Below are 24,514 nucleotides of genomic sequence, written 5' to 3' on the forward strand. Positions count from 1 at the left end.
TTTGGCGGGGAAAAGTTGACTTTTCCTGAACCGCAAACGGCATCGAAGATAAATCTATGCGTCGCCCTTGACGACGCCGACAAACGGCAATTCGCGAAACGCGTGGGCGACATCCATGCCGTAGCCGACGACGAAATAGTCGGGGCAGTCGAAGCCGACATAGTTGGCGTTGAGCGCAGTCTGGCGGCGCATGCGCTTGTCGAGTAGCACGGCGATGGCGCAGCTTTTGGCGCCGCGCGACAGCATCAGGTCGCGGGTGAAGGACAGCGTCTTGCCGGATTCGAGAATGTCGTCGATCAACAGCACGTCGCGGCCGGCGACTTCATTGTCGATGTCACGCAGCACCCTCACCTCGCCGCTGGTGGTACCGGCGCCGTAGCTGGAAATGAAGATGAACTCGACCTCGGGCGACAGGCCGACATCGTGCATGGCGCGGATAAGATCGGCGGCGAAGATGAACGATCCTTTCAGCACCGAAATCACCAGAAGGTCCTGATAATCGTGCCCGGCGATCTCCTTGGCGAGCTCCAGATTGCGCCGGGCAATCGCCGACGCCGAAAACAAGACCTCGATATCCTTGCCACGCACGATTGGCATTAGCCGCCTTTCCAGAAATGATCGCCCCTAATTGGCGAAGGTGACCAAGACGGTCTTGACCCCGTTTCTAGGCACGTCGAGCCGGCTGGAAAAGCCAAATCTTTCGCCGGGCGCCAGCGAATGGTTGAATGTCTCCAGCGTATAGCGGGTTGTGCGCCTGTCATTGCCGGTGACCCGGATTTCCAGCGGCGGCAAAGGCAACGGGCTGGCACCGTCATTCGCGGCCTCGCCACCGACGAACAGGACAGGTTCCGGCCCGGACGCATCGATACGCGACGTAACGCCTGAAATGCTGAGTGCAGCGCCCGTCTCCTGTGCCGCGAGAAGAAGCGGCGCCTGGCGCACCAGCGCGTGCCCGCCCGAGATCCAGAAGGCTGCAAACGCCACGCTGAGGCCGGCGATCCAGAAGATCGGCCCGCCGCGCGACGCCCGCAGCCGTTCCATCGCGGCTTTCGGCTTGCGCAACATGTCCATGCCTTCGAGCGATGGCGTGGCGATCACCCGCGAAAGCGGCGGTGAAAGGTCCATGCTGGCGGTGAGGCGGGGCAGCACCTCGAAGTCGGCATCGACGACGTCGGCGGCTGGATCACGCAAGATGCGTTCCGGCGCAGGATTTGCGGCCGAATCGGTCATGAATTCGCCGGAAACCGGGCGCGCGGTTCGATCGTCAGCCATCACGGCCCCAGCACTACGGCACTTGTTCGTCTTCGTTTCTTTTGCGTAAACGGAAATGGTTAACGCTTCCCCACCGGAACCCTTGTGACGCGCCTAAAAAACCTCCGAATTAACCGCCGGTTAACCATGCCGGCCGATGGTCTCTTCCCAGAGAAGGCTGGCTCGTCGCCGCCGCAAGTTTCAGGTCGTCGAACGTGATCCGCTTCGAAAATGTCGGCCTCCGCTATGGCATGGGTCCGGAAATCCTCCGCGACATTTCCTTGCACATACCGGAGCGCTCCTTCCAGTTCCTGAGCGGCCCTTCGGGCGCCGGCAAGACGACGCTGCTGCGGCTTTTGTTCATGTCACTCAAGCCGACGCGCGGGCTGATCACCATCTTCGGCAAGGACCGCTCGCGCATCTCGCGCACCGAGCTGCCGCATCTGCGGCGGCGCATCGGCGTGGTGTTCCAGGACTTTCGCCTGCTCGACCACATGACGACCTATGAGAATGTGGCCTTGCCGCTGCGCGTGCGCGGGCGAGAGGAGGCGAGCTACCGCACCGACGTGACCGAATTACTGAAATGGGTCGGCCTTGGCGAGCGCATGCATGTGCTGCCGCCGGTGCTGTCGGGTGGCGAGAAGCAGCGCGCCGCAATTGCCAGGGCGCTGATCGAGCAGCCCGAGATCCTGCTTGCCGACGAGCCGACCGGCAATGTCGATCCACCGCTGGCGCGACGCCTGTTGCGGCTGTTCATCGAACTCAACCGGCTGGGCACTGCGGTGGTGATTGCAACGCACGACCTCGGCCTGATGGAACAGGTCGACGCACGGCGCATGATCCTGGCCGGCGGAAGGCTGGATATCTATGACTGACCTTTCCGTTCACCATGCCGAAGACCAGCACGCCGGTAAGGCTGCGACGACGCAGCGCGCTCAGCGCAAGATGGCGCCGATCGTGCCGGCGCAGAACATCGCCGGCCGGGCACTGGTCCTGGTCATTGCCATCATGACTTTCCTCTCCTGCCTGACCTTCGGCGCGGTGACGCTGGTGCGTGACACCGCCTCGGTCTGGGAGAACCAGATCTCACGCGAGGCGACCATCCAGATCAAGCCGGTGGATGGCCTCGACATGGAGGCAGCACTTGCCCAGGCTTCGCAAATCGCCGGTGAATTTCCTGGTGTGAAGAGCGCCAGGATCGTCGACCGCGATGCCACGGCGCGGCTACTGGAGCCGTGGCTGGGTTCGGGTCTCAACATCGACGAGCTGCCGGTGCCGCGTCTGATCATCGTCACCATAGACGAGAACAACCCGCCCGACTTCGCCGCAATGCGCGCCGCGATCACGCCGAAGCTGCCCAGTGCAGCACTTGACGACCATCGCACTTGGGTCGACCGGCTGGTGGCCATGGCCCGTACCACGGTGACAATCGGCATCGCCGTGCTGGCGCTGATGCTGTCGGCAACCGTGCTGACCGTGGTGTTCGCAACGCGCGGCGCCATGGCCGGCAGCGGCCACATCATCGAGGTGCTGCATTTCGTCGGCGCCGAAGCGCGCTTCATCGCGCGCGAATTCCGCCACCACTTCCTGGTCACCGGCATGAAGGGCGCAGCCGCCGGGGGTGCGGCGGCGGTGCTCGTCTTCATCGTCTTCTCATGGTGGTCGTCGCGCAACATGGCAACGCCGGAGGCCGATCAGGCGACCGCCTTGTTCGGTAATTTCGCTATCGGTTCGGCCGGCTATCTCGGCGTCGTCCTCATGGTGCTGGTCATCGGTGCGCTGACGGCGGCAACCTCCCATGTCACCGTCGTCACCTATCTCAGCGACATCGATGTCCGCCAGCCGGACGCGGGGTGATCACGAATAGAGAATTAGCGTAACGTAATGTGTGCTTCTCCACCTACTAAACGCCGCATTTCGGGGTTAACGATAGAGACGATGGACGCGCGCGAGTCGACTGGAACGGCTGGACAGTTACCCTTGGTGATTGCGCCATTCAGCGAGCGCGTCACGCCCGGCCGATTGGCGGGCGCATTGCGCATCTCCGCTTTCTTTCTGCTCGTGCTGGCAACGCTGTTTGCCGGCGGCTTCGGCTGGTTCGCCAACACTGTCAGCCGTCTCGCGACGCCTATCAATCCGGCAAAAGCCGATGCTATCATCGTGCTGACCGGCGGCCATTCGCGTCTCGACGCCGCTATGGGTCTGCTGGCGTCCGGCAAGGGCGAGCGGCTGCTGATCAGCGGCGTGCATCCTTCCGCCAGCCGCCGCCAGCTTCAGGTCGCGACCCGCGGCGACAAGAAATTGTTTTCCTGCTGCGTCGATATCGACCGCGCCGCGCTCGACACGATCGGAAATGCCGAGGAAAGTGCCAAGTGGGTGGAAGACCACGCCTATGGCACCGTGATCCTCGTCACCAACAACTATCACATGCCGCGCAGCCTGCTGGAAATGGGCCGGCTGCTGCACAAGGCCAAGCTCGAGCCCTATCCGGTTGTCAACAGCAACCTTGGCAATGGCGGCTGGCTGACCAAGCCCAGGGCGCTGCGCGTGCTGTTCACCGAATATAACAAATATCTGCTGGCGCTGGCGCGCGGCATCGTGCCGGTGAAACCAACGCCAACCGGCATCGCGCTGGCCGAGGCTGCTGCGCCGAACTGAGCCGATCTGGACCTGTATCATTCCTTGACCGTGGCGCATGAGGCACTGCGCAGGCGCGCGATCTCCTGTTCGAGACGTTCGATACGCTTGTCCCGCTCGGCCAGCGCCGCCGCGACGTCGGCAGCTTCGAACCGTTGCGGAATATGCTGCGGGCAATTGGAGTCCCAAGCCGAAACCGTGAACAGGATGATTTGTTCGAGGCGGGCCTTGTAGCCTTCCGGCATCAGCTTCGCCATCAGTTCGGCGTCGTCCTCGACGACACGCGCGCTGCCCCAGATCTTGATGCGCTGTCGGTGCGCATAGTCGATCAGGAACAGGAATGCGCGGGGGTTGTCGTCCAGATTGCCCTGGGTGATGAATTGCCTGTTGCCGGAGAAATCGGCGAAGCCGATCGTCCGCTCGTCGAGCACCTTGAGAAAGCCGGCCGGCCCGCCGCGATGCTGGATGTAAGGCTGGCCCTCACCATTGGCCGTCGACAGGAAGACGCTGGTCTGCGCCTCGATGAAGGCGGCGAGATCGGGCGTGATATCAGCTTGCCAGCCGCCACGCTCCTCGACGCGGGCATAGGCCACGCGTGAGCCTTTGCGGGCCTGGATCGCCTTGACGGTTGGCGTAAAGGCGACATCGCTGGTGAAGACGTGAACGCTCATTGGAAAGCCTCCTTCAAAGGCCGAGGTCCGTCAGAGAGGGATGTTCGTCCGGCCGGCGGCCGAGCGGCCAATGATATTTGCGGTCGGCCTCGCGGATCGGCAGGTCGTTGATGCTGGCGATACGCAAGCGCATCAATCCATGTTCATCGAACTCCCAGTTCTCATTACCGTAGCTGCGAAACCACAAGTCGCTGTCGTCGTGCCATTCATAAGCGAAACGCACGGCAATACGATTGTCGCGGAAGGCCCAGACCTCCTTGATCAGCCGATAGTCGCGTTCGCGACCCCATTTGCGTGTGAGGAAGGTCTGGATGGCATCGCGTCCTTGCAGGAACTCGGCCCGGTTACGCCAGCGACTGTCGATTGTGTACGCAAGCGCGACCCGTGCCGGATCACGGGAGTTCCAGGCATCCTCCGCCATGCGTGCCTTCTGTGCGGCGGTCTCGGCGGTGAATGGCGGGAGCGGCGGGCGGCTTTCGGCCATGGGAACTCCTTGCAATGGGCTCACGGTTGCTGAATTCAGGCTGCCCTGCGGGCAGAAACTAGCGGAAAGTCGATCTCCGTCCTGGCAACCTCATTGACATAGTTGGTCCAGACATTGAGAGCGACATGCTGGACGATCTCGATGATCTGCGCATCATCGTAGCCTGCGAGCCGGACGGCGGTGAGATCCTCGTCGCCGATATGGCCACGGTCGCGCGCAACCTTGGCGCCGAAACGCACCGCTGCGGCGGCCTTGGGGTCGTTGGACCCGCCGCCGCGATTGGCGACCATCTCGGCGTCGTCAAGCTTGGCGAGGTTCTTGCCGAGATAGGTGTGGGCGGAAAGGCAATAGCTGCAGCCATTGATCTCGGCGACCGCCAGAGCGATGCGCTCGCGCGTCGGCGCGGGAAGGCGGCCCCTGGCAAGCGCTCCGGATAGACTGAGATAGCCTTCCAGCGCAGCCGGGCTATTGGAAACGAGCCTGCAAAGATTTGGGACGACACCGAGTTGCTCCTCGACGGCATGCAACATCGGCTGCGACGCAGCAGGCGCGGCCTCTATGGACGCAGGTGTAGCGATACGGGGCATGGCATTTCCTTCTCGTCGATCAGCTTCGCCACCAAATATGCCCCCTTCCATGTTTCGGATGTAGCTGTCATATTCGCAATTGATCCTTCCATTTTTCGGGAGAACCATGGATCGCCTCGAGGCCATGTCGCTTTTCGTCGCCGCGGTGGAGGCCGGCAGCCTTTCGGCCGCCGGACGCCGTTTCGGCATCCCACTTGCAACGGTCAGCCGCAAGGTCTCCGACCTGGAGCGGCATCTGAAGACGCGTCTCCTGAACCGCTCGACACGGCAGCTGACGCTGACCGACGCGGGTCACGCCTACCTGGCGGCCTGCCGTCGCATTCTCGACGAGGTCGGCGAGGCCGAGCGGACCGCCGCCGGCGAATACATCGCCCCGACGGGCGAACTGATCATCACCGCACCGATCGTCTTTGGCCGCCTGCATGTGCTGCCGGTAGTCACCGGCTTCCTCGCCGCCTACCCCGACGTGGCTATCCGCCTGATGCTCGCGGACCGGATAACCCAGTTGAGCGAGGAGCATATCGATCTCGCCGTCCGCATAGGCGAGCTTCCCGACTCGAGCCTCGTGGCCACCCGCATCGGCTCGATCCGGCGCGTTGTTTGCGCGAGCCCGGCCTATCTGGCCGAGCACGGTATGCCGGAGACCCCGAGAGACCTCGCGGCACATAACTGCATCACCTTCGAGGGGCTCACCGCTCCCGCCGCATGGACTTTTGCGACCGGCAAGACCGAGCTCGCTGTTCCGATCCGCTCACGGCTTCGGGTCAACACCGCGGAAGCGGCGGTCGATGCCGCGGTTGCCGGCGCCGGGATGACGAGGGTGCTTTCCTACCAGGTCACAGCTGCGGTGCGGGCGGGCACACTCCGCGCCGTGCTGCAGGCATTCGAGCCGCAGCCATGGCCGGTCAGTCTCGTGCATGCCGGCCAGGGTCTGCTGCCAGTGAAACTGCGTGCGTTCCTTGATTTCGCCGCCCCGCGCCTGAAGAAGCGGCTGGTGCAAGCGACGTGGCAGGCCTGATGAACGGATAGCGGATTATCAAGTCGGATCGATTTCGCATCGTTTCCTTTTTGCCCGCGCTTGGTGTAACCAACGCACACCTCCTCACCGGGCACTTCTCCCATGCTCCTTATCCGCTCGCTGGCGTTCAACTTCGTCTTCTATGTCAATCTGATCGTCCAGATGATCCTCTGGACCCCGTACTATTTCCTGTCGCCGCGCCACCGCGCCTGGTTCGTGCCGAAATTCTGGTCGCGCACAAGCATGTGGCTTTATGACAAGATCGCCGGCACCAAAAGCGAGATCACCGGCCAGGAAAACCTGCCCGAAGGCTCCTTCATCCTGGCGCCCAAGCATCAATCCTTCTGGGATGCGATTGCCTTCTTCCCCCTCCTGCAGGATCCGATCTACATCCTGAAGCGGGAACTGACCTGGATCCCGTTCTTCGGCTGGTACATCTTGAAAATGCGGATGATCCCGGTCGACCGCGGCAGCCGCTCGAAAGCATTGAAGGCAGTCGTCGCCGCGACCAAACAGGAGCTGGCGCGCAATCCCCGCCAGCTGATCATCTATCCCGAGGGTACACGCCGGGCGCCGGGCGACGAGCCGGCCTATAAATACGGCATCGTCGAGATTTATGCGCAGCTTGGCATTCCGGTGGTGCCGGTCGCCCATGTCGCCGGCCTCTACTGGCCGCGCCGGAAATTCCTGCGTTATCCCGGCACGATCAAGGCCTGCTTCCTGCCGCCGATCCCACCCGGGTTGGATAAGCAGGAATTCATGGAACGGCTGATTGGTGAGACGGAAGCCGCCTGCGACCAGCTGCTCGTCGAGGCCTCCAATGCGCCCAACCCGCCGCCTATGCCGCCGACGGCGGTGAAGCGGCTGAGTGAGCTGGCCTCCGATACCTCGGCCTGAACTGCTGCCTGACCGGTAATATTCCCCTAGGGAATCACAGCCAGTGCCGTCGTCAAAACCAGCGTCGCCGCGAACGTCAGATTGATGATCCGCGAGGCCAGCGGTTTGCGCAGGAAGCGCGCAAACGCTGCCCCGGCGAGAAGCCAAAGGGCATGGATGGCGACGATCATCGAGGCGAGGACCGCCAGCTTGAGGCTTGCATCAAGCTCACCGGCGGACGACGTGCCGGCGAACACAGCGGCAATCGCCACGTAGGCTTTTGGGTTCGCGACGGCCAGAAGAAACCCACCCAGGAGCGTGGGAAGTGCCGCCCCGCCGGCACGCGCAGCCAGAGGCGGAGCCGTTGCTATCTTGAAGGCGAGGTAGAGGATGTAGGCTGCGGATGCCAGCGCCAAGAGCGATGTGAGCTTCGGCACAGAGGCAAGCATGGCCGTGATGCCCTTCGCCACGACCAAAAGCACGGCGACCGTGCCAAGAACGATGCCCGAGGCGTAGCGGATCGAATCGCGCAGACCGAAGGCGGCCCCAACGGCGGTGACGCTGATCGTCGCCGGCCCCGGACTGCCCATCACAACCGCCGATGCCAGCACAAGCGCGAGCAATTGCTGCCATAGATACGGGTGGGATAGAACTTGTCCGGCCATGCGTCATCCCCGCATCGTGCGTCGATGCAGGGACGGTACGGCAAGGCAGCGCCGAGCGTCTTGAACGATCGTGCAAACTCGTCCGCGGCCGGGTGTCCTTGACGCATCCACTGCTTGAATGTCCTGGGACACGCAAGCAGTCACTTCCCACGCGGCTACGCACTCGCGCTGTCGAGCTCGGCGATATCGTCTGGGCTGAGCTTCAATGATGCGGCGTGAACGAGGCTGTCGACCTGGTCCAGCGTCGTGGCGCTGGCGATTGGCGCGGTGACGCCGGGCCGCGCGATCACCCAGGCGAGCGCCACTTCCGCCTGCTTGGCCGAGTGACGCGCCGACACAGCGTCGAGTGCCGCCAGGATGCGCATGCCGCGCGCGTTGAGATAGCGCTTCACGCCGTCGCCACGCGCGCTTTTGCCGAGATCAGCTTCGCTGCGGTACTTGCCGCTCAAAAAACCCTTGGCGAGGCCGAAATAGCTGATGACGCCGAGATCCTCGGCCATGCACAGATCGCGGAGCGGCCCATCGAAGGAGGCGCGATCATAGAGATTGTATTCCGGCTGCAGCACCGCGTAGCGCGGCAGGCCCCGCAGGCTTGCCACGTCGAGCGCGGCGCGCAACTGGCCGGCATCGAGATTGGAGGCGCCAACGTAGCGGATCTTGCCCTTGGCGAGCAGTTTTTGGTAGGCGCCGAGCGTTTCCTCGTAGGGGGTCGTCGGATCCGGCCAGTGCGACAGATAGAGATCGACGACATCGGTCTGCAACCGCTTCAGCGACGCATCGATGGCCTTTTCGACATAGGCGGCGGAGAGGTCTTTCCTGCCATGTCCCATATCCGACCCGACCTTGGTGATCACCACGACCTTGTCGCGGTTGCCGCGGCTCTTCATCCATTTTCCGATGATGGTTTCGGATTCGCCGCCTTTGTTGCCGAGAACCCAGCGCGAATAGGCATCCGCCGTGTCGATGGCATTGAGACCGGTGCCGACGAAGCGGTCGAGCAGGTCGAAAGAGGTTTTCTCGTCGGCGGTCCAGCCGAAGACGTTGCCGCCCAGGACCAGCGGCGCGATGGACAGGTCGGTTTGACCGAGACGACGTTTCTGCAAGACTGATCTCCGTGGGGAATGGAAAGGAGCGGGCGAAAAGCCCGGGCTTAACTAGGTCTCACCGTGCCGAGGTCAAAGGCCCGGCTGTCTTTTCCGATGGACCAGCGCTTCACAAAGGCGCGACTCGCCGCGCTCCAAATGTCTACTGGCTTTGGCGCCGGTATTCACCAGGCGGCAGTCCGACCACGCGGTTGAAAAGCCGGCTGAATGAGGCCGTATCCCGGTATCCGACCTGGTAACATATTTCCGAAATGCCGAGTTTGGTGCTTTCAAGAAGTGTTTTCGCGGCCTCAAGGCGCCGGTCTTGAATCCATCGGCCAGGAGTGGTGTGCAATTCATCGGAAAACCGGCGCGCCAGCGTTCGCGGCGACAGGCCGAGTTGCGCTCCAAGGAAGGCAAGGTCGAGCGCTCCGAGCTGTTTTCTGGATAAAGCTTCGAGCTGGTCGCGGAACGGCTCTGGCGTGGGCAGCAGATCGGTGAGCGGGAACTCGTAGGGCGTCTGGATCTGCCGCGACGGCGGCAGCACCAGCAATTTGCGAACCAGGCGCTCCTCCCTGGCGAAACCAAGATCCCGCAGAAGCGCCTTGCCGAGCTCCAAGCCTGAAAAACCGCCGCCGCAAGTGTAGATCCGTCCGTCCCCGATCAGCACACGTGACGCGTCCCAACGCACCTTCGGAAAGCGGCGCTGAGCATCGGTCTTCAGCCACCAGGAGATCGTCGCGCGCTTTCTGTCGAGAAGACCGGCGTCTGCCAGAAAGTAACCGGCCCCGCAATGCGCGGCGATGATGGCACCGTCGCGTTGCGCGATTGCGATAAGCGGCGCGGCGTGGCGGCTCTCTTCCTCCAGCGCGGCAACAAGCTCCGGGATTTGCATGCCAGGCATGGCCAGCAGGACCAGCAGGTCCATGCGCTGCGAGGGTTCGCGTCTGGTGTGAAAGGAAATTCCGGGCGTCGTCGCGGCGTCGGCCTGCCGCGCCACGAATTCGAAGGAAATCGCCAGCGCGCCGCGAATGGTGTTCACCAGCTCGAACATTTCGACAAGCGTCGCGGCGACGGCCGAATAGAAGGTCGACGGCAGCCAGATCACGGCGTGGACGGGACGATGGTCCAAGATGCCTCCTTTAACAGCTATGGCAAGTTTAGCATATAGATTGTCAAATCTGCCAATTTCGATTTTTGCCAGCGAGCTTAGGTTCCGTGACACCGATGCAAACATCGGTGCCTGCGATCTGGCCGCGTCCAGATTGCATGACCAGATCGCCCGTTATTGGAGGCCGAGATGAAAGCAATCGTGTTTGACGCAATCGGCTCGCCGCGGGACGTGCTCTATCTGCACGACGTACCCATGCCGCGAATTGGCGACGGCGAGGTGCTGGTCAGGATGGTTTCCGCCTCGGTCAACCCTGGCGACTTCCTGTTCATCCAGAACCTCTATCCCGAACCGAAGAAGCCGCATTTTCCCCACCAGATCGCCGGAAATCATGGCGCCGGCATTATCGATGCCGTGGGCGCGAACGTCGCTTTGAAACCGGGCACGCTTGTCGCGTTCAGCTACTACAATAGCTGGGCCGAATATGCGGCCGTTCCGGCCGAATGGCTGATCCCGCTACCTGCGGACTATCCGCTCGAACGCGCCGGACAGATGGTGAACCCCATCACCGCCTGGGACCTGCTGGCGGATTCCCGTGTGCAGCCTGGACAGTGGCTGGCCGTCACGGCCGGCTATTCATCGGTTTCGACGATGGTGATGCAGTTCGCCAAACGGCGCGGCATCAACGTGATCGCGCTCGTGCGACGCTCTCACGACAGGCTGGACCTGAAGCGGCTTGGTGCCACCGCCACCCTCGATCTGTCGGATTTGAAGGTCGGCATCAGGGAAGCGGTCATGGACATGACCGGCGGCGCCGGGTTGAACGGGATCATCGATAATGTCGGCGGACCCGCCAGTGGCGAATTGATCCGCACCCTCGCGATGGGCGGGCAGATGGTCATCAATGGCGGCATGAGCAGCGAGCGTTTCGAACTGCACAATTTCGACGTGCTGCTGAGCGGCGTCGAGATCAGGGCAAATATCTACCGCTACTTCTTTTCGCCGCCTGTCGAAGCCGACCGGCCGGTGTTGCGCGAGATTGTTGACATCTTCGGCCAACCCGATTTCCATATCTCTGTCGGCGGCATCCATCCGCTGGCGCAGTTCGAGCTCGCCGTGGCAAACAGCCTGGATCGCGCCGATCTCGGAAAGCAGATTTTCAGGATGTAGCCCGGACCATGATCCCGAACCGAAGGTCAGCTAAGCAAAAAGTGGAACCGGTTTTCGGAAAGATCATGGTCAAACGACGAAAGAAGATCACGACCCGATCCGTTTCGCCACTTCTTCCAGCCAGTGGTCGCGGATCCCCAGCGCTTCGAGGTGCTCCAGCGTGCTGAGCACGTAGTCCTCGTTCTTTCCCGACTGGCCGACGGCGCCGCGAACGACGGTCGCCGCATCGGCCGCATCGAGCGCACCGGCATATTGCTCGTGGGTACGGTCGACGACATAGGCGACAGCCGAGACCGTCTCGCCCCCGTCCGTCTCGCCGCCACCCTTATCGCCGCCCCCCTTATCGCCGCCACCCTTATCGCCATTGTCGAGGCGAATGCTAAGCATGCGCTCGAGATAGACATTGGTGACCAGCTCGCGCTCACGCAGATAGGTGATGACCTCGTTGCGCAGATCGCCGGGGACGCGGAAGGCCAGCCCGATGCAGGAGCCGCCACGGTCGAGGCCGAGCACCAGGCCGGGCCGTTCGCGCGTGCCGCGATGCACGAAGGAGTAGACGCACAGCGAGCGGCGGTAGCCATGGAGGCGGGCGCGCCGCGTCTCGATATGCGCAAATCCCGGCCGCCAGATCAGCGAACCGTAGCCAAAAACCCAAAAATCGCCCATATCGCCAAGCCTGTTGCAGCACCGCACTGGAATCGGTGTTTTTCGATCCTCCTCCGTCTATCTGATGTTGCCGGAAACGACAGTCCCCTCTGCAACACGCGCCAACGAAGAGCCGCAGCATGACGTCAAATGACGAACGCCCGCCGAATTTTCTCCGCCGGCTGCTCTGGCTCGGCGCTTTCATCGTCGTGCTGTTCGGCCTCTACAGCGCCGGCTGGTTCTACCTGGCAGACAAGGTCAAGAGCGAAGCCGGCAAAGCGGTGGCCGAGCTCAACGGCAATGGCATCGAGGCGGACTGCGCCAATCTCACGGTCAGCGGCTATCCCTCGAGCTTTGCCGTTTCCTGCGACAGTCTGGCTTACCAGGACGACACAAGGAACGTCGCCGCCTCGCTCGGCAGCCTCCACGCGGCTACGCACATCACCCAGATCCTGTCGCCTGGCGTCGACCTGCGGGGACCGCTCAGGACCTCCGTCCCGGGGATGACCCCGCTATGGATCGACTGGGATACTCTGCGAGCGAACCTGAAATTGTCCTGGCCGCTGCCCCGGAGCATTTCGCTGGAGGCAGAGGGCCTGTCCGGCCAGACCGATCCGGCGGATGGCACAGACCCGGTCGAGCTGTTCAGCGCCGGGACAGCGGCCGGACAATTGCGTCCGAACGGCCAGGACATCGACTATGCCGGGAGTTTTACCGATCTCGAAATCGACCCCGATGCCATTGATGGTCGCGTGCTGCCGCCGCTCGAGGGCAGCGGCGACGTGACGCTGAAGAACGGCGTGGCGCTGATCAAGACACAAACAAAGAGCCTGCGCGGCCAGGCGGTCGATATCGGCAAGCTCGATCTGTCGTCGGGAACTGCGCGTATCACCATTTCCGGACCGGTTTCGGTCGATGCCGATGGGCTGATCGACGCCGATTTGATGATCAAGCTTAGCGATCCGAAGGCGGTGGCGGCAATCCTCGGCAAGGCCATTCCCGAGCAGAAGAGCCAGATCAAAACAGGCTTTGCCGGGCTGGCGCTGCTAGGCAACGAACCGTCGATGCCGCTCAAGGTCGTCAAGGGGAAGGCCTCGCTCGGTTTTATCCCGCTGGGCAGGATCAAGCCGGTCGATTAGATCAAGATTGCGAACCTCCAGTTCGGAAAAGATCATGGTCAAACAGGAAGATAGATGAATCGCCCGGTGAAGCTCCTGAGTGTTGGCGCGCTGACGCTCGACACGATCCTACGCGTCGACACGCTTCCGACACGTCAGGGCAAGCTCATCGCGGCCGACGGCCTCCAGATCGCCTCGGGCATGGCTTCGAGCGCGGCCTGCGCCGCACGCCGCCTCGGCGCGGACGTATCGCTGTGGGCGAGCGCGGGAGACGACACCGTCGGCGATCAGCTGGTCGCCGGGATCGAGGCCGAAGGCGTCGATTGCAGCTTTGTCCGGCGCGTCACCGGCGCGCGTTCGGCACTGTCGGCCATCTTGGTCGATACGCACGGCGAGCGCATCATCGTTCCTTTCTATGACAAGCTCGCCCAGGCCGATCCCGAGGCGCTCCCCACCCAAAATCTCACCGCATTCGACGCCGTCCTGGTCGACGTACGCTGGCCGGGCGCAGCAGCTCTGGCCATGGCGGCGGCGCGCGCAATCGGCCGTCCAGCCATACTGGACGCCGACACCGCGCCACGGGACGTGCTGGAACGCCTGTTTCCGCTCGCCTCGCACATCGTCGCGTCGGAGCCAGCGGCATTCATCCTCTGCCGCGAGGAGCAAGGCCCGCAAGAGGCCTGTGAAGCGTTGGCCGGACGCACCGATGCATTCGTAGCGGTGACGGGCGGCTCGGCGGGAAGCTGGTGGTTCGACCGCTCGGTCGCGTCCGTGCGCCATGTCGCGGCGCCAAGGATCAAGGCAGTGGACACGCTTGCCGCCGGCGATGTGTTTCACGGCGCCTTTGCCGTTGGTTTGGCGGAAGCCATGCCGATCGAACAGGCCCTGCGCTTTGCCAGCGCCGCCGCCGCGCTCAAATGCCTGCGTTTCGGCGGCCGGCTGGGCGCGCCGGACAGGGCCGAGACGCTGGCGATGATGGCCGCCCACTGGCCGGCCTGAGACAGCGGCGGCTTTCAAATCGAATCGTACCGCCGCTCTGCCTTTTGTTTGAGCATCGGATTTCCCAAAATCGGTACCCACATTTGGGTCCGATGCTCTATCCCTTGGATGGGTGCTCGACCGCCTGCCGGCCAAAGTCCGGTACGTCGATGTCCTGGCCGGCCTCGATGATCGAGCGGCGGACGGCGCGGGTGCGGGTGAACAGGTCGAACAGCTTTTCGCCGTCGCCCCAGCGGATCGCCCGCTGCAGCGAGGCCAGATCTTCCGAGAACCGCGCCAGCATTTCGAGAATGGCATCCTTGTTGTGCAGGCAGACATCCCGCCACATGGTCGGGTCGGAAGCGGCAAGGCGCGTGAAGTCACGAAAGCCGGAGGCCGAATATTTGATGACCTCGGACTTGGTGACCGACTGCAGATCGTCGGCGGTGCCGACGATGTTGTAGGCAATGATGTGCGGCAGATGCGAGACGATGGCCAGTGTCATGTCGTGATGCTGGGAATCCATCGTATCGATGTTGGAGCCGCAGCGGCGCCAGAATTCCGAGAGTCTTTCCAGCGCCTCGGGATCGGTGCCGGGCAACGGCGTGAAAATGCACCAGCGATTCTCGAACAGTTCGGCAAAGCCTGCATCCGGGCCCGATTTTTCGGTGCCCGCCAACGGATGGCCGGGAATGAAATGCACACCATCAGGCACATGCGGCTGCATCTGCGCGATGACCGACGCCTTGGTCGAGCCGACATCGGTGAGGATGGCGCCCTGCTTCAGCGCCGGTGCGATTTCCTCGGCGACCTCGCCCGAAGCGCCGACCGGCACCGAAACGATGACCAGGTCTGCATCGCGGACCGCCTCTTTCGCGTCCACCGTGTAGGAGGAGCCGAGACCGAGTTCGCTTGCCCGTGCCAGCGTCGTTTCGCTGCGTGTCGAGATAGCGACGTGGCGGGCAAGACCTTCGCGGCGGATGATGCGGGCCAGCGACGAGCCGATCAGGCCGATGCCGACCAGCGCGATCTTTTCGAACATCGGTGATGTCATTGTCTCAGCTTTTCAGAAATGTCGTGAGCGCGGCGACAACGCCGCGATTGGCCTCTTCGGTGCCGATGCTCATGCGCAGTGCATTCGGGAAGCCGTAGCCGGAAACGCGCCGCAATATGTAGCCGCGCGCTGAGAGGTAGTCGTCCGCAGCCGCCGCCGAATGCTTTTGGTCCTCGGGAAAGTGGATGAGCACGAAATTGCCGACGCTCGGCGTCACCCGCAGTCCGAGCTTGGTCAACTCCTCGCTCACCCATCGCAGCCAGGTCTCGTTATGCGCCACGCTGCGCTCGACATGGGCGCGGTCGCGGATCGCGGCAATGCCGGCCTCGATCGCCGTCGCGTTGACGTTGAAGGGACCTCGCACGCGGTTAATCGCGTCGATGATATGCATCGGCGCGTACATCCAGCCGATCCGCGCGCCGCCGAGGCCGAGCTTGGAGAAGGTGCGGGTCATGACCACGTTTTCCGCGCCAGCCACCAGTTCGACGCCGGCTTCATAGTCGTTGCGGCGGACATATTCGGCATAGGCGCCATCCAGCACCAGAAGCACATTTCGAGGCAGGCCGGCATGCAAGCGGCGCACCTCCTGGAACGGCAAATAGGTGCCGGTCGGGTTATTCGGATTGGCGAGGAAGATGATTCTGGTCCGCGGCGTTACGGCGGCGAGGATCGCATCGACGTCGGCGTGCTCATTGGTTTCCTTGACAGACACCGGGACAGCGCCAGCCGACTGGATGTAGATCTTGTAGACCATGAAGCCGTGTTCGGTGATAACGGCTTCATCGCCGGGCGCGAGATAGATCTGCGCAAGCAGGCCCAGAATCTCGTCGGAACCATTGGAACAGACGATGTTCGCCGGGTTGAGGCCATGCACCTCGGCGATCGCCTCCCGCAGGCGCCTGGCGGTGCCGTCGGGATATATGTCGAGTTTGGCTGCGACGTCGCGCGCGGCCTCTATAGCCTTCGGAGAGGGGCCGAGCGGGTTCTCGTTCGACGACAATTTATGGATCTTGGCAACGCCGGCCGGCGCCGTGCTCTTGCCCGGCACATAGGCTTCTATGTCCATGATCCCCGCGCGGGGCGTTGGACGTGCCTGATCCGATGGCTGGTTCATATTGCAAAAATCCGTCGAGAACGTTTCCGCCCGGGAAGCCGCAGCGGAAATACAAGCCGTGGCCCGGAATGTCGAGAGCGTCAATTATGGGTGAGCGACTGGCCGTTGACGCCGAGGCGCGGCGGTCCTAGAAGAAAGGCGAAATCCCGTGGTGATTTGGCCGGTCGGCTTGCAGCCACGTTAAACAACTCGCTAAAGGGCCGTTTGCATTCTGTAACCGGCTTTGCGAAGGCAATGCCGGTTTTTGTTGTCCGTTGCCGGCCGGACAACCGCATCGCCCGAAAATCGGAATCGGGATTTTCGGAAAGCGCGATGGGTAATACAAGAGGATGCGATGGTCGCGCTGCGCACTAAAAGAACCAACAACGAGGCCGACCAACCGTCGAGCCCGGTGTTGCGTTTCGGTGCCGACAAGCCGCTCAAGCTCGACGCCGGCACGCTGCTGTCACCGTTCCAGATCGCCTACAAGACCTACGGCACGCTCAACGACGCCCGCTCCAACGCCATCCTCGTCTGCCATGCGCTGACCGGCGACCAGCATGTCGCCAGCACCAATCCGGTCACCGGCAAGCCGGGCTGGTGGGAAGTGCTGATCGGCCCCGGCAAGATCATCGACACCAGCCGCTTCTTCGTAATCTGCTCAAACGTCATCGGCGGCTGTCTCGGCTCGACCGGCCCCGCCTCGACCAATCCAGCCACCGGCAAGCCCTACGGGCTCGACCTGCCGATCATCACCATCCGCGACATGGTGCGGGCGCAGCTGATGCTGGTCGACCATTTCGGCATCGAAAAACTGTTCTCAGTGCTCGGCGGCTCGATGGGCGGCATGCAGGTACTGCAATGGGCGTCGAGCTATCCGGAGCGCGTTTTCTCAGCGCTGCCGATCGCCACCGGCGCGCGCCATTCCTCGCAGAACATCGCCTTCCATGAGGTCGGCCGGCAAGCGGTGATGGCCGATCCGGACTGGCATGGCGGCAAATATTTCGAGCAGGGCAAGCGCCCGGAAAAGGGACTGGCCGTGGCGCGCATGGCCGCCCACATCACCTACCTGTCTGAAGCGGCCCTGCACCGGAAGTTCGGCCGCAACCTGCAGGACCGTGAAGCGCTCACCTTCGGTTTCGACGCCGACTTCCAGATTGAGAGCTATCTGCGCCATCAGGGCATGACCTTCGTCGACCGTTTCGACGCCAACTCCTATCTCTACATGACCCGGGCAATGGACTATTTCGACCTCGCCGCCGACCATGGCGGCCGACTGGCCGACGCCTTTGCCGGCACCAGGACCCGTTTCTGCCTGGTCTCCTTCACCAGCGACTGGCTGTTCCCGACCGAGGAGAGCCGCTCGGTCGTTCACGCGCTGAACGCGGCCGGCGCCTCGGTGTCCTTCGTCGAGATCGAGACCGATCGCGGCCACGACGCCTTCCTGCTCGACGAGCCGGAGCTGTTCGCGGCCATCAACGGCTTCATCGCCTCGGCGGCCCGCGCCAGGGGGCTCAGCGCATGACCCCTGAAGATTGCAGGCTTTCTGGACCGGCATCATGCGCCAGGCATCAGCGCATGACCCCGAAAAGTTGCAGACTTTTCGGACCGGCATCATGCGCCAGGCATCAGCGCATGACCCCGAAAAGTTGCAGACTTTTCGGATCAGGATCATGCGCCAGGCAAAAGGCGAGATCATGAGTGTCAACCACGCCCAGCGCGTCGACCTCGAAGTCGTCGCCGATCTCATCCCGCCGCAGTCGCGGGTGCTGGACGTCGGTTCCGGCGATGGCCTGCTGCTCGAATTGCTGCAGGCGACGAAGCAGGTCGACGGCCGCGGGATGGAACTGTCGCAGCGCGGCGTCAACGAATGCGTGGCGCGCGGCCTGTCCGTCATCCAGGGCGACGCCGACAAGGACCTCAAATTCTATCCCGACAAGGGTTTCGATTTCGTCGTCCTGTCGCAAACCTTGCAGGCGACCCGCAACCCGAAGCTGGTGCTCGACGAATTGCTCAGGATCGGCAAACACGCCATCGTCTCCTTCCCCAATTTCGGCCACTGGCGGGTGCGCCTTTCGCTGTTCCTCGAAGGGCGGATGCCGGTGACCAAGGACCTGCCCTATTCCTGGTACGACACACCCAACATCCATTTCTGCACCATCCGCGACTTCGTCAATCTCTGCGAGGAGCTCGGCGCAACGGTGGAAAGGGCAACCGCGCTTGACGCCAATGGCCAGAAAATCGGCCTCTCGATGCCATGGTGGTTCTGGAATTTCTTTGGCCAGCAAGCGGTGTTCCTGCTGAGGCGATAACGGCCGTCGCTTCTTCGGCCAATATGGCGCTCGGCCTGCCCGGGTCCGAAGACCATGGGTGTAGGACTGATCGCCATTCATCGACCAGCTAGCGATTAAGTTGCGGAAAATACGGATCGGAGAAAAACCGCCGGTCGCGCTCGCCTTGCAAACAGTCGACCGGTGTTGCCGCATCGACCCGGATCGGTCCACGATCGGCCCAAGGACCGGCAACACCGCTGACCTCTAGGATCAGTTTGCGGCGTATGGCGGTCACGAATTCGGAAGCGGCATAGACCGGCAGCACGAAAGCCCCAGGCCCGCCCGTAACGCACTCGGCATAGTATTGGTCGAGATGGCTGAAGCTGGGCGACGGGCTGATCAGGATCGGCAGGCCGTTGATGACGATACCCTTTGCCACCGCGGCGTCGCGTGTCGTGGTAACGGGCATCCCGGTATTGTTGGGACCATCGCCTGAAATGTCGATGACGCTGCGCGTCGCCTCGAAAGCGCCTCCATCCAAAAGCTTGGCGCCGAAGCCGAGCGCACCGGAAATCGAGGTGCCGCGAAAGCTCCTGAACGCGCGCGCCTCGATCTTGTCGGCGAATGCGTCGGCGCTCTCAGCGTTATCGATGACCTGCCAGGCAATGACCGCATCGTCGCGGACGGTGCCTGCCCATTCGAAATAGGCCAGCGCGATGCGGCCGGTCACACCCGAACGCACCGCATTGATGAAGTCGGGGTGGCGCAGCGCCTCGACATAGCCGGCGCGCTGCAGGGCGAATTCCCTTTCGTCCATCGAGTGCGAAATGTCGACCGCCAGCACCAGTTCGACGTCCACTGCAATGGTATCGGCCGGCGCGGCCAGTGGTGCTGCCTGGGCGCAGGCAAGGCAGGCAAGCAGGCTAATGCATGTCGCCCAAAAGTGCGAAGCGGTTTTGGGGTAACGACATGCATAGAAACAAAGGCTTAAAACGTGTCGCATGAATCTCTTCAAGGGGACGCGTTTTAAGCGCGTCAAGCATGGGTCCAACGCCGCGAGCTTCCGCACGATGCCGGCAATCTTTCGCCGCGATCACGGCGAAATAAAGCTTGGCTGCGTATCGCCGGCTACGTCTCTTGGTAGGCTGCGGCGACGGCCGGGGGTGGTTCGATCGCGCCGGCCCTGACACGGACTGGCTTGAGAGCCGGTCGGTCGACGTCTTTCACGATCGCCAACGAGCGCGGAAAGAATTCAATGTTCTGCTGGCTCCGGCCAAGGTTGAGGATCGCGGCGTCGGCAAGACGCGCCTCCAGCATCGACAGCACCCGACTCAGCGTCGCGCCGTCGAACGTGTCCAAAGCCTCGTCGATGATCACCCATTTCGGCTGCCGCAAAACCAGCCGGGCAAAGGCAAGCAGGCGCTGCTCGTCATCGCTCAATTCGCGCTCCCAGCGCGCCGAGCGGTCGAGCGAGGACGACAGACGCCCAAGACCGACCTCGGCAAGCACCGCCGAGATCTCGGCGTCGCTGACCGCGGCATCGGCGTGGTTGAGCACCTCGCGCAGCGTGCCGAGCGGGAAATAGGGCTTGCGGGGAACGAAGGCGGGCACCTCTCCGGCCGGCATGCCGATCCGCCCGCTTCCCCACGGCCACAGACCGGCAATGGCCCGAAAGAACAGCGTCTTGCCGGCGCGCGGATCTCCAGTGATCATGACGCGCTCGCCCGCGCGGATTTCGACATGGGGCTTGGCGAGCTTCGTACATCCATCCCGCGACGCAACCTCGAGGTTCTCGAATGTCAGCTTGCCATTCGGGTTTTCGCCGATCGTGATGCGTTCTTCGGTGTCGTGCAGCACGTCCGTTTCAACGAGCGCGATGCGGAAATCGGCGACGCGCATCAGCGTGGCGCGCCAATCGGCGATGCCGCCGATATTGTTGATGAACCAGCGCAACGAGGCATGCACCTGGTTGGAAGGCGCCGACAGCCATCATGAGCCCGCCGAAGCTGATATCGCCGGCGAAATAGACCGGGGAGGCGACGAGGATCGGCGCGACGACAGTGATCCAGCCATAGGTATCGGTCACCCAGGAAAGATTGATCTGGGCGCTGTAGATGCGCCGCATCGCGCCCAGTACCGTGCCGAGGTCGAGCTCGAGCCGTCGTCTCGCGTCGGCTTCGCCGTGCGCAAGCGCGATGGCATCGACATTCTCGTTGACGCGGACCACCGAGGAGCGCAACTCCGCTTCACGCGTATAGCGGTCGCTGTTGAAGCGGATGAGCGGCCGTCCGACGAGCCAGCTCAGCCAGGAGGCGGTACCGGCATAGAGGATCGCGGCCCACACCATGTAGCCCGGAATGGCCAGCGAATAGCCGCCGATATGGAAGACGAAGCCAGAAGACAGCGACCATAAGACGCCGACGAACGAAACAAGCAAAATCAACGACTGCAGCAGCCCTATGCCGAGGCCTGTGGAAAGATCGGAGAGATGTCCGGCATCTTGCTGCAGGCGCTGGTCAGGGTTGACGCCGATGGCGCCGGCGTTGGCGAGCCGGAAGGCGCGCGCCGGCCGCATCCATTCACCGATCAGATCGAGGGTCAACGCCTCACGCAGCTTCAGCCGGATCCTCTGGTCGAGCCAGGTCTGGCCGACATTGAGCACCACAAGTCCGCCGGCGATGGCGGCAAAGACCAGAAGCTGGTGCAGGAAGCCCTGCATGTCGCGCCGAGCCAGCGCGTCGTAGAAGGGCTCGTTCCAGCGATTGAGCAGAACCTGCCCGATCGACGTTGCCACAATGACGGCGACAATGCCGACGCACGCCCAGAGCAGGTGTTTGCGGATCGGCGATGTCCCCAGCGCCAGCTTGATCGTCGCCAATTGGTCGCGCAAGCTGCTGGCCTCGATCGACGCGGCAACCGGCTTGGCGCTGGCCTCTACATCCGGATGATCAGCCATTGGTGAAGTCCTTGAATTCGCAAGCGGTGCTGAAACCGGTGAACATGTCGACACATTCGGGTAGCAAACCCGCCCTCGACAGATAGGTGAGAATAAGCTCGATCCCGATCACGAAAATGTCATCGACGGCTCGGCAATGTCGCCTTCCCGGTCGGCGATATCCGGCCGAGCCTTGTGGCGCCATGCGGCGAGAAAACCGGCACGAAGACGCGGCGAGATGCGCGCTGGACGACCGGCACGCCCTGATAGAGCCGCTTCTGCGCCTCGACCACGATGACGCCGGAAAAGATCGGCCAGAACCTGCGGCCGGCGCGCTCCAGCACATTGTGGAACTGCATCATGAAGCGTCGCCGCGATGGCGGGAAGAACAGGGCGTCGGACCAGGCGGCGGGCGTGAAGTTTGCTTCGCGCAGCAATTCGGTGAGCTGGCCGCGCGAAAAGGGCCGGCCGCTGCCGAACGGCGTATGCTCGAAACGGGCCCAGACACCGCGCCGGTTGGGAACGACGATGACGACGCGGCCGGCGGGCGACAGCACCCGCCAGATTTCGTTCAGCGTCTCGCGCGGGTTCTCGGCATGTTCGAGTGAATGGACGAGCAGCATGCGGTCGATGGAGGCATCGACCAGCGGCAATTCCTCATCGAAGACCAGCGCGGTTGCGGTCGGCCCCGTGGCCGGCCAGACCACCGCGCCTTGCGTTGCCGGCATGAAGGCAAAGACACGCTCCGCGTCGGTTCCGAACCGCTCCAGCCACGGCAAGGTGTAACCGAGGCCGACCAGCCGCTCATTGGGCACAACAGCCCATATCGAGGACAACGCCATGGTGATCGAGCGTTCGGCCAATCGCCCGAGCGTGGTCGAATAGAAGGAGCGAAGGTCGACGATATCGGAATGCATGCGCGGCACGCTATCTTCGATGCTGTCCAAGTTCAACAAAGGCGGATGACATCCGCGGGCAAGCGCCCTATGTCTGCCGCGACTACTGCATCGGCCCGAAATCGATTTCGATTTCGGAAAGCACGATGCAGCAGATAAAGGTGTTAGAGCGTTCTTTGTGCGTCCAACTGGACGTACGGCGCTCTAGAGCAATTCCAGGAAAAGTGTGAAACGGTTTCCGTCCGGAATTGCGCAAAAACAACGAGATAGAGCAGTTCGGCGTTTCCGTGAAACGCCGAACCGCTCTAGTGGAGAGATGCTATGCCGGTTGAAATCGAACAGTTCATGTGCCGCAGCGACAATTTCGGCGTGCTGGTGCATGACCCCAAAAGCGGCCAGACCGCGATCATCGACGCGCCCGAGGAGGCGCCGATCCTGGCTGCGATCGAGCGTACCGGCTGGACGCCGACGATGATCCTGACCACCCATCACCATGTCGACCATGTCGAGGCCAATCTGGCGCTGAAGGAGCGCTTCAAGCTGCGCATCGTCGGACCGGAAGCGGAAGAGGCCAAGATCCCCGGCATCGACGAAACCGTCGAGCAGGGTTCGGTCATCCACCTCGGCGAGGAGAGGATCGACGTGATCGCCACGCCCGGCCACACGGCAGGCCATGTCTCCTATCATCTGCCGGGATCGAAAGTGGCGTTCACCGCCGATACGCTGTTCGCGCTCGGCTGCGGGCGGCTGTTCGAATGCAAGCCGCCGGTGATGTACGATTCGCTGAAAAAGCTCGCGGCACTTCCGGCCGAGACGGTCGTTTATTGCGGCCATGAATACACGCTGTCCAACGCCCGCTTCGCGCTGACCGTCGACCCGACCAATTCGGCGTTAAAGGAGCGCGCTGCGAAAATCGAGGCGCTGCGCGCCGACGGCAAGCCGACGCTGCCGACCACGATCGGCGAGGAACTGTCGACCAATCCGTTCCTGCGCTGGCACGATCCGGCAATCCGCAAGCATCTCGGCTTGGAGAACGCCTCCGACGCCGAAGTGTTCGCCGAAATTCGCAAGCGCAAGGACAATTTCTGAGCACCATTGATGGTCTGGAAACCGTGACGTACTGGGGCCAATGACCAGTTCCGCCGAAATCATCGCAACGCTCGGCCTGAAACCGCATCCGGAAGGCGGCTGGTATGCCGAAACCTTCCGCGATGGCACGGAAGACGCGCGCGGCCATTCGACCGCGATCTATTTTCTTTTGGAGCAGGAACAAGTGTCGGCCTGGCACCGCGTCAAGGACGCGGCCGAGGTCTGGCACTTCTATGCCGGCGCGCCGCTGGCGCTGTCGATGCATGGGGAAAACGGGCCGGTGATCGAGCAGGTGCTCGGCACGGCACTGGCGGCGGGCGAGCGGCCGCAGATCGTCGTGCCGGCAGGTTGGTGGCAGTCGGCACGCAGCCTGGGCGAGTGGACGCTGGTCGGCTGCACCGTGGCTCCGGGCTTCGATTTCGCCGCCTTCGAGCTGGCCGAACCGGGCTGGCAGCCTGGGGCATGATCGATATGAATGATCATCGGCTTCCTGCGCGGAACAAGGCGCTCATTGCCGCCTGCGTCGCGATTTGTATAGCAGGTCTTCTGTTGCGCCCTATTTATCCGAAGAGCATCTTTGTAGCGCTCTTTTTAGTGTCCGTGTTCGGTGCAGCCTATTTGATCTTCTGGTCCTGGATGACGTTTCAGGAATGGAAGCAACTTCCGACGCTTCAGAAGCGCTTGCTCTTCATGATTTTTGTCGTGGCATTCGGCGGATTCTTATGCATGATTTACCTGACACTGCGTTCCATGTTGAGGTAATGAGCAGCAGGTAGCCGAATCCGGGCGGTCAATTAGCGCTGACCCGCCCGATTGAGCGCCATTTCTTGCAATTCGGACTCGTCGGTCCCGATCAATCCTGTAGGTATGATTTTTGCAAG

The 24,514-nt window shown here is 62.6% G+C and carries 26 protein-coding genes, 1 pseudogene and 1 riboswitch; of the genes and pseudogenes, 13 read left to right on the forward strand and 14 right to left on the reverse strand.

Annotated elements, in window-relative coordinates; genetic code table 11:
* Positions 1–54: 54 nt before the first annotated feature.
* A complete protein-coding gene (gene hpt, locus ACWTU7_RS20630) occupies positions 55–597 on the reverse strand; it encodes a hypoxanthine phosphoribosyltransferase (RefSeq protein WP_455840007.1) in 543 nt (180 codons plus the stop codon).
* A gap of 27 nt (positions 598–624) precedes the next feature.
* A complete protein-coding gene (locus ACWTU7_RS20635; RefSeq protein WP_455840008.1) occupies positions 625–1,275 on the reverse strand; it encodes a hypothetical protein in 651 nt (216 codons plus the stop codon).
* A 191-nt stretch (positions 1,276–1,466) separates the two neighbouring features.
* Between ACWTU7_RS20635 and ftsE the strand changes: the two genes are divergently transcribed.
* The 3 genes from ftsE (at position 1,467) to ACWTU7_RS20650 (ending at position 3,909) form a co-directional block, all read left to right on the forward strand.
* A complete protein-coding gene (ftsE, locus tag ACWTU7_RS20640; RefSeq protein ID WP_010911739.1) occupies positions 1,467–2,126 on the forward strand; it encodes a cell division ATP-binding protein FtsE in 660 nt (219 codons plus the stop codon).
* Entirely contained in the window at positions 2,119–3,108 is a 990-nt protein-coding gene (locus tag ACWTU7_RS20645) for a cell division protein FtsX (RefSeq protein ID WP_455840009.1), read from the forward strand. Before ftsE ends, ACWTU7_RS20645 begins: the two co-directional genes overlap by 8 nt.
* A gap of 81 nt (positions 3,109–3,189) precedes the next feature.
* The gene (locus ACWTU7_RS20650) at positions 3,190–3,909 is read left to right on the forward strand and encodes a YdcF family protein (RefSeq protein ID WP_455840010.1); all 720 of its coding nucleotides are present in this window, start codon (positions 3,190–3,192) and stop codon (positions 3,907–3,909) included.
* A gap of 17 nt (positions 3,910–3,926) precedes the next feature.
* Here the strand turns inward: ACWTU7_RS20650 and ACWTU7_RS20655 are convergent, their stop codons facing one another.
* The 3 genes from ACWTU7_RS20655 to ACWTU7_RS20665 are packed head-to-tail and all read right to left on the reverse strand — an operon-like array spanning position 3,927 to position 5,630.
* Positions 3,927–4,559 (reverse strand): pyridoxamine 5'-phosphate oxidase family protein, encoded by a 633-nt coding sequence (locus tag ACWTU7_RS20655; protein WP_455840011.1) that lies wholly within the window; start codon positions 4,557–4,559, stop codon positions 3,927–3,929.
* A gap of 13 nt (positions 4,560–4,572) precedes the next feature.
* Entirely contained in the window at positions 4,573–5,043 is a 471-nt protein-coding gene (locus ACWTU7_RS20660) for a nuclear transport factor 2 family protein (protein WP_455840012.1), read from the reverse strand.
* 35 nt (positions 5,044–5,078) lie between these two features.
* Positions 5,079–5,630, reverse strand: coding sequence for a carboxymuconolactone decarboxylase family protein (locus ACWTU7_RS20665; RefSeq protein ID WP_455840013.1), 552 nt, complete (start codon positions 5,628–5,630; stop codon positions 5,079–5,081).
* 106 nt (positions 5,631–5,736) lie between these two features.
* On the opposite strand from ACWTU7_RS20665, the gene ACWTU7_RS20670 reads away from it, so the two are divergent.
* Positions 5,737–6,648, forward strand: coding sequence for a LysR family transcriptional regulator (locus ACWTU7_RS20670; RefSeq protein WP_455840014.1), 912 nt, complete (start codon positions 5,737–5,739; stop codon positions 6,646–6,648).
* Positions 6,649–6,750: 102 nt separating this feature from the next.
* On the forward strand, positions 6,751–7,545 hold the full coding sequence (locus ACWTU7_RS20675; protein WP_455840015.1) for a lysophospholipid acyltransferase family protein: 795 nt from the start codon (positions 6,751–6,753) through the stop codon (positions 7,543–7,545).
* A 26-nt stretch (positions 7,546–7,571) separates the two neighbouring features.
* Here ACWTU7_RS20675 and ACWTU7_RS20680 read toward each other — a convergent pair whose 3' ends face one another.
* The 3 genes from ACWTU7_RS20680 to ACWTU7_RS20690 all read right to left on the reverse strand — a co-directional run bounded on the left by ACWTU7_RS20680 (position 7,572) and on the right by ACWTU7_RS20690 (position 10,403).
* On the reverse strand, positions 7,572–8,189 hold the full coding sequence (locus tag ACWTU7_RS20680; protein ID WP_455840016.1) for a LysE family translocator: 618 nt from the start codon (positions 8,187–8,189) through the stop codon (positions 7,572–7,574).
* Positions 8,190–8,344: 155 nt separating this feature from the next.
* Positions 8,345–9,292, reverse strand: coding sequence for an aldo/keto reductase (locus ACWTU7_RS20685; RefSeq protein ID WP_455840017.1), 948 nt, complete (start codon positions 9,290–9,292; stop codon positions 8,345–8,347).
* 142 nt (positions 9,293–9,434) lie between these two features.
* Positions 9,435–10,403, reverse strand: coding sequence for a GlxA family transcriptional regulator (locus ACWTU7_RS20690; RefSeq protein WP_455840018.1), 969 nt, complete (start codon positions 10,401–10,403; stop codon positions 9,435–9,437).
* Between the two features lie 168 nt (positions 10,404–10,571).
* Between ACWTU7_RS20690 and ACWTU7_RS20695 the strand changes: the two genes are divergently transcribed.
* Positions 10,572–11,552, forward strand: a complete 981-nt coding sequence (locus ACWTU7_RS20695) for a quinone oxidoreductase family protein (protein ID WP_455840019.1) — start codon at positions 10,572–10,574, stop codon at positions 11,550–11,552.
* 87 nt (positions 11,553–11,639) lie between these two features.
* Here ACWTU7_RS20695 and ACWTU7_RS20700 read toward each other — a convergent pair whose 3' ends face one another.
* Positions 11,640–12,218 carry a gamma-glutamylcyclotransferase gene (locus tag ACWTU7_RS20700; protein ID WP_455840020.1) on the reverse strand — a complete coding sequence of 193 codons (579 nt, stop codon included), beginning with the start codon at positions 12,216–12,218 and terminating at the stop codon, positions 11,640–11,642.
* A 119-nt stretch (positions 12,219–12,337) separates the two neighbouring features.
* Between ACWTU7_RS20700 and ACWTU7_RS20705 the strand changes: the two genes are divergently transcribed.
* Both ACWTU7_RS20705 and ACWTU7_RS20710 read left to right on the forward strand, forming a co-directional pair.
* Positions 12,338–13,336, forward strand: coding sequence for a DUF2125 domain-containing protein (locus ACWTU7_RS20705; protein ID WP_455840021.1), 999 nt, complete (start codon positions 12,338–12,340; stop codon positions 13,334–13,336).
* A 54-nt stretch (positions 13,337–13,390) separates the two neighbouring features.
* A complete protein-coding gene (locus ACWTU7_RS20710; RefSeq protein ID WP_455840022.1) occupies positions 13,391–14,314 on the forward strand; it encodes a PfkB family carbohydrate kinase in 924 nt (307 codons plus the stop codon).
* A gap of 97 nt (positions 14,315–14,411) precedes the next feature.
* Here the strand turns inward: ACWTU7_RS20710 and ACWTU7_RS20715 are convergent, their stop codons facing one another.
* Together ACWTU7_RS20715 and hisC are read right to left on the reverse strand one after the other, a co-directional pair.
* Positions 14,412–15,347 (reverse strand): prephenate/arogenate dehydrogenase family protein, encoded by a 936-nt coding sequence (locus tag ACWTU7_RS20715; protein WP_029348620.1) that lies wholly within the window; start codon positions 15,345–15,347, stop codon positions 14,412–14,414.
* Positions 15,348–15,351: 4 nt separating this feature from the next.
* A complete protein-coding gene (gene hisC / locus ACWTU7_RS20720; RefSeq protein ID WP_455840023.1) occupies positions 15,352–16,461 on the reverse strand; it encodes a histidinol-phosphate transaminase in 1,110 nt (369 codons plus the stop codon).
* A 138-nt stretch (positions 16,462–16,599) separates the two neighbouring features.
* A riboswitch (SAM riboswitch) is annotated at positions 16,600–16,677 on the forward strand.
* A gap of 118 nt (positions 16,678–16,795) precedes the next feature.
* Between hisC and metX the strand changes: the two genes are divergently transcribed.
* Entirely contained in the window at positions 16,796–17,965 is a 1,170-nt protein-coding gene (gene metX / locus ACWTU7_RS20725; RefSeq protein WP_029348622.1) for a homoserine O-acetyltransferase MetX, read from the forward strand.
* A gap of 172 nt (positions 17,966–18,137) precedes the next feature.
* Positions 18,138–18,752, forward strand: a complete 615-nt coding sequence (gene metW / locus ACWTU7_RS20730; RefSeq protein ID WP_065008548.1) for a methionine biosynthesis protein MetW — start codon at positions 18,138–18,140, stop codon at positions 18,750–18,752.
* 88 nt (positions 18,753–18,840) lie between these two features.
* Here metW and ACWTU7_RS20735 read toward each other — a convergent pair whose 3' ends face one another.
* The 3 genes and pseudogenes from ACWTU7_RS20735 to ACWTU7_RS20745 form a co-directional block, all read right to left on the reverse strand.
* Positions 18,841–19,641 carry a DUF1194 domain-containing protein gene (locus ACWTU7_RS20735; RefSeq protein WP_455840068.1) on the reverse strand — a complete coding sequence of 267 codons (801 nt, stop codon included), beginning with the start codon at positions 19,639–19,641 and terminating at the stop codon, positions 18,841–18,843.
* A 200-nt stretch (positions 19,642–19,841) separates the two neighbouring features.
* A pseudogene (locus ACWTU7_RS20740) lies at positions 19,842–21,669 on the reverse strand (ABC transporter ATP-binding protein/permease).
* Positions 21,670–21,788: 119 nt separating this feature from the next.
* Entirely contained in the window at positions 21,789–22,565 is a 777-nt protein-coding gene (locus ACWTU7_RS20745; protein ID WP_029348626.1) for a class I SAM-dependent methyltransferase, read from the reverse strand.
* A gap of 300 nt (positions 22,566–22,865) precedes the next feature.
* On the opposite strand from ACWTU7_RS20745, the gene gloB reads away from it, so the two are divergent.
* Genes gloB through ACWTU7_RS20760 form a run of 3 tightly spaced genes read left to right on the forward strand, consistent with a single transcriptional unit; the run spans position 22,866 to position 24,395 of the window.
* A complete protein-coding gene (gene gloB / locus ACWTU7_RS20750) occupies positions 22,866–23,633 on the forward strand; it encodes a hydroxyacylglutathione hydrolase (protein ID WP_455840024.1) in 768 nt (255 codons plus the stop codon).
* Positions 23,634–23,673: 40 nt separating this feature from the next.
* The gene (locus ACWTU7_RS20755) at positions 23,674–24,099 is read left to right on the forward strand and encodes a cupin domain-containing protein (protein WP_455840025.1); all 426 of its coding nucleotides are present in this window, start codon (positions 23,674–23,676) and stop codon (positions 24,097–24,099) included.
* Entirely contained in the window at positions 24,096–24,395 is a 300-nt protein-coding gene (locus tag ACWTU7_RS20760) for a hypothetical protein (protein WP_455840026.1), read from the forward strand. The genes ACWTU7_RS20755 and ACWTU7_RS20760 overlap by 4 nt, the downstream gene beginning before the upstream one ends.
* Positions 24,396–24,514: the final 119 nt, after the last annotated feature.

This window comes from Mesorhizobium sp. BHscii, assembly GCF_053848065.1.

Coding starts and splice junctions, on each gene's coding strand:
- ACWTU7_RS20715 (WP_029348620.1), bottom strand. CDS start 15,347: ATGACATCACCGATGTTCGAAAAGATCGCGCTGGTCGGCATCGGCCTG.
- ACWTU7_RS20650 (WP_455840010.1), top strand. CDS start 3,190: ATGGACGCGCGCGAGTCGACTGGAACGGCTGGACAGTTACCCTTGGTG.
- ACWTU7_RS20755 (WP_455840025.1), top strand. CDS start 23,674: ATGACCAGTTCCGCCGAAATCATCGCAACGCTCGGCCTGAAACCGCAT.
- ACWTU7_RS20710 (WP_455840022.1), top strand. CDS start 13,391: ATGAATCGCCCGGTGAAGCTCCTGAGTGTTGGCGCGCTGACGCTCGAC.
- metX (WP_029348622.1), top strand. CDS start 16,796: ATGGTCGCGCTGCGCACTAAAAGAACCAACAACGAGGCCGACCAACCG.
- ACWTU7_RS20705 (WP_455840021.1), top strand. CDS start 12,338: ATGACGTCAAATGACGAACGCCCGCCGAATTTTCTCCGCCGGCTGCTC.
- ACWTU7_RS20760 (WP_455840026.1), top strand. CDS start 24,096: ATGATCGATATGAATGATCATCGGCTTCCTGCGCGGAACAAGGCGCTC.
- ACWTU7_RS20675 (WP_455840015.1), top strand. CDS start 6,751: ATGCTCCTTATCCGCTCGCTGGCGTTCAACTTCGTCTTCTATGTCAAT.
- ACWTU7_RS20665 (WP_455840013.1), bottom strand. CDS start 5,630: ATGCCCCGTATCGCTACACCTGCGTCCATAGAGGCCGCGCCTGCTGCG.
- ACWTU7_RS20655 (WP_455840011.1), bottom strand. CDS start 4,559: ATGAGCGTTCACGTCTTCACCAGCGATGTCGCCTTTACGCCAACCGTC.
- hpt (WP_455840007.1), bottom strand. CDS start 597: ATGCCAATCGTGCGTGGCAAGGATATCGAGGTCTTGTTTTCGGCGTCG.
- metW (WP_065008548.1), top strand. CDS start 18,138: ATGAGTGTCAACCACGCCCAGCGCGTCGACCTCGAAGTCGTCGCCGAT.
- ACWTU7_RS20745 (WP_029348626.1), bottom strand. CDS start 22,565: ATGCATTCCGATATCGTCGACCTTCGCTCCTTCTATTCGACCACGCTC.
- hisC (WP_455840023.1), bottom strand. CDS start 16,461: ATGAACCAGCCATCGGATCAGGCACGTCCAACGCCCCGCGCGGGGATC.
- ACWTU7_RS20660 (WP_455840012.1), bottom strand. CDS start 5,043: ATGGCCGAAAGCCGCCCGCCGCTCCCGCCATTCACCGCCGAGACCGCC.
- ACWTU7_RS20670 (WP_455840014.1), top strand. CDS start 5,737: ATGGATCGCCTCGAGGCCATGTCGCTTTTCGTCGCCGCGGTGGAGGCC.
- ACWTU7_RS20645 (WP_455840009.1), top strand. CDS start 2,119: ATGACTGACCTTTCCGTTCACCATGCCGAAGACCAGCACGCCGGTAAG.
- ACWTU7_RS20680 (WP_455840016.1), bottom strand. CDS start 8,189: ATGGCCGGACAAGTTCTATCCCACCCGTATCTATGGCAGCAATTGCTC.
- ACWTU7_RS20695 (WP_455840019.1), top strand. CDS start 10,572: ATGAAAGCAATCGTGTTTGACGCAATCGGCTCGCCGCGGGACGTGCTC.
- ACWTU7_RS20700 (WP_455840020.1), bottom strand. CDS start 12,218: ATGGGCGATTTTTGGGTTTTTGGCTACGGTTCGCTGATCTGGCGGCCG.
- gloB (WP_455840024.1), top strand. CDS start 22,866: ATGCCGGTTGAAATCGAACAGTTCATGTGCCGCAGCGACAATTTCGGC.